This window comes from Microcoleus sp. S13_C3, assembly GCF_036700905.1.
GTDB lineage: Bacteria > Cyanobacteriota > Cyanobacteriia > Cyanobacteriales > Microcoleaceae > Microcoleus.
Window position 1 is genome coordinate 1 of the sequence record NZ_JAUBPT010000315.1, and the last position, 2,791, is coordinate 2,791.

Consider the following 2,791-nt stretch of genomic DNA (forward strand, 5'->3'; position numbering starts at 1 on the left):
CTAAGTGTCGGTTTTCCCCAAAAGCGGCGCACCTTATCATACTTTTGTATATTTGCAAAATCGGGATGCTCCCGGTTCCATCCTGCTGAATCCAAATTTTATTGTCCATAATATCCAGGTGCAAAACCGGGCCATAAATTCGCCGGTGATTGCGCCAGCCCACATATACTAATTGATAATGATCGCGCTCGGTATCAAAGATAGTTTGAGCCTGAATGCGCTCATCCCAAACAAGACTAGCGTGTTGGGAGAGCAGATTTTGGATGTGCTGCCTATAAAGGTCTACATTTGCCATTGTGCGATCGCCTCCTGCTCTATATCGTAAACAATTAAATGAATTTGGTTTTGTTGAATTAAAGACTGAATAAACCCCATTGTAAAAAAACTCTCGTAGACATTGCTGGGTACTGCTAGGTATAAAAGGCGGTCAGTTTCTTGTTGTTGCAAAGCTGCTCGATAACTAATGAATTGTCCTAATGCTGTGTAAAACTGGGAAATTTTGGAGGGGCCAATAAAGCTTTTGATTTCAACGGCAATTTTTTGTCCGTCTTTTTCGGCCGCAACCACCCTTTCGGCACCCAAGTCGATGTAAAGTTCGAGAGTTCCTGCTTGTAAAGTGTATGGATCGTGAGTAATCTGCCATCCATCTTTCTGGAGAGCGATTTTAACGACTTCGTGAAAGACATCTTTAGCAGACATAGCTGTACTGACTCGTTGTGTTTAATATCTTCGAGAGTTTTATTTCAAGTATATACGCTATTCATTTGAAAACGATGTTCTCGGGCAGCGCCACAAAACTTTGCCCCTCGGCCTTTTTTAGATCAGAAGAAGCCTTTCGTCCAAATATGATTGTGCAGCCGACATAGTGTTGCGCCCGACGACTCGAACATATCGGCTTGCTCTTAGTGCAGGAGATACACCTATGCTGCTATGAGAGGAAGCCTTTTTTGGATGTGGCGAAAAATGTTTGCTATTGGCTGCCGGAGAAACAAACTTATCTCTCCGGCATCATTTAATTACCAGTCGATTTTTAGCTCGCAGTTTTTGTTGCTGCCGTTGCTGCTACCATTGCTGCTACCATTATTTGTGTCGTTGTTGCTACGGTTGCTGCTTTCGAGAGGGAATTGGAAGTTTAATGCCAGCAGTTCTTGCTCAAGAATTGACTTTCGGTCTTGGACTTTTTTGTCTCTCACAAGTCGCAGAGCGTGGATTATTTTGTCGAGCGTTTGATAGCTTGTTTGTTGAAAATTTAGTACAAGTGTTGTTTCCTTGCCCATGATGTACAGTTCGTTTTCTGTTTGGTGGACGCAGGTTAAATTATTGAAGTAATAGGTGTAGGTTGGCGATAGTTCCATTTTTTTTTCCGATGCTTTATTCTTGGGCGCGACAGCGCTCATAAATTTGTTTTTTCGTCAATGTTAGTGAGTACGATAAAATGTATAAATAATTTATTTTTACCCATGTTGACTCACAAATTATTTGAGCAAGCACGGCCTCAATTTACTTAATAGTTACGCCAAAATAGTTGATAACTACGTTAAAAAAGCTGTCAAAATTAGTGGCATCAATATCAGGAATTGGTATTCCTGCCTGGTAAGAATAATTGGGCGGATAAAACGGTTTACCCACCGTTATCAAAACCCTGAGATGCCAGAACTACCCAGTAATTTATGTCGCAACCAGGAAATTTGTTAGCTAGCGCTTTTATTTAATAAAAATCAAATTTTTAAGTGGCAATAACTAATCCAGTTCAATTTCTTGGATGCGCTGTTTATACTGTTGGTTATTTTGTTGTTGAGCTTGCTGTTTTTGCTCAATTAATTGTATCCAAATATCATTCCAACTTGACTGTGGACTGACAATTTCTGCATTCGGTAGCAGCTCGCTTGCATTTCGAGCGAGCATATAATCTTCTGCCATCGCTATAATAACGCTATCGAGTTCTTGTAAGAATTGTATAGGCAGTTGTGAAGCTCGTTCAATTCCTAGGTAAATTGTGGGTGGTGCTGTTGTAGAGTTATCCTGTTCAATAAGCAAAATTGAAAGGGCTTCGATTGGGTTACAAGCAATCACAGCTCGCTCAATTTCTCCAGTAGTGGCTACCCAGAAAGCAGCTTCAGATGATAGGGGATGGGTTGTAGTAAAGTTGCCCAATTCATCTAGGACAAAAGCGAACCGGGCTTCTCCCTCAAGCGTCCGTCCTGTAAAGACAGCCTTTTCTGAGCCGGCATACAGCCAAGAATGAGAGTACAATAAATCGAGTAATTCTAAAGGTAAACTGTACTCAATGGCGAGATGCGAGCGCACTTTTTGCCACTGAGTTTCATTCCTTTCAGGCAGGATAGACAGTTGTAACTCTAACTCATTTGCTGTTGCTGGAGTTGCAGGCCTGGTTGTATTTAGCTCAGATTGTGACAACTCTAACTCATTTGCTGTTGCAGATAGGGTTGCTGCTAGCTCGGCTTCTGACGACTCTAACTCATTTTCCTCTGCCTCACTAGGGGCGTTCGCTAAGTGTTGTGGCTGCATTAAAGCGTCAATTAGGGCGTTATCTCGCCCTTTGTAATAGCTAACGCCTCGATGCTTCTGCAATCCACAAAAAGTGTAGGCTTTACCCAACTGAGTGCCACTTAAAGCGACCCCATCTAAATTGTAAGAAATGCCTTTACTGAAGCCGATTCCAGTTCGAGTCAATCCGACTTGTACCTCTACGGCTTGTTGCTGCAACCGCTCAACGAATTCTGGCATACTTGGGTTGTCTTGGGTAACTTCATCAATTAGGTCTTGCAAT

Annotated in this window: 4 protein-coding genes; all 4 read right to left on the reverse strand. The window is 42.1% G+C overall.

What is annotated here, in order from left to right; translation table 11 throughout:
- A partial coding sequence (locus tag QUA16_RS36240; RefSeq protein ID WP_333109661.1) for an element excision factor XisI family protein occupies positions 1-295 on the reverse strand: 295 nt, incomplete at its 3' end.
- Positions 283-699 carry a XisH family protein gene (locus QUA16_RS36245; protein ID WP_333109663.1) on the reverse strand — a complete coding sequence of 139 codons (417 nt, stop codon included), beginning with the start codon at positions 697-699 and terminating at the stop codon, positions 283-285. The genes QUA16_RS36245 and QUA16_RS36240, both read right to left, overlap by 13 nt.
- Positions 700-1,016: 317 nt before the next feature.
- Complete coding sequence (locus tag QUA16_RS36250; RefSeq protein WP_333181780.1) at positions 1,017-1,355, reverse strand: hypothetical protein; 339 nt, start codon at positions 1,353-1,355, stop codon at positions 1,017-1,019.
- A gap of 385 nt (positions 1,356-1,740) precedes the next feature.
- Positions 1,741-2,791: relaxase (locus QUA16_RS36255; protein ID WP_333109666.1), on the reverse strand; the 1,051-nt coding region annotated here is incomplete at its 5' end.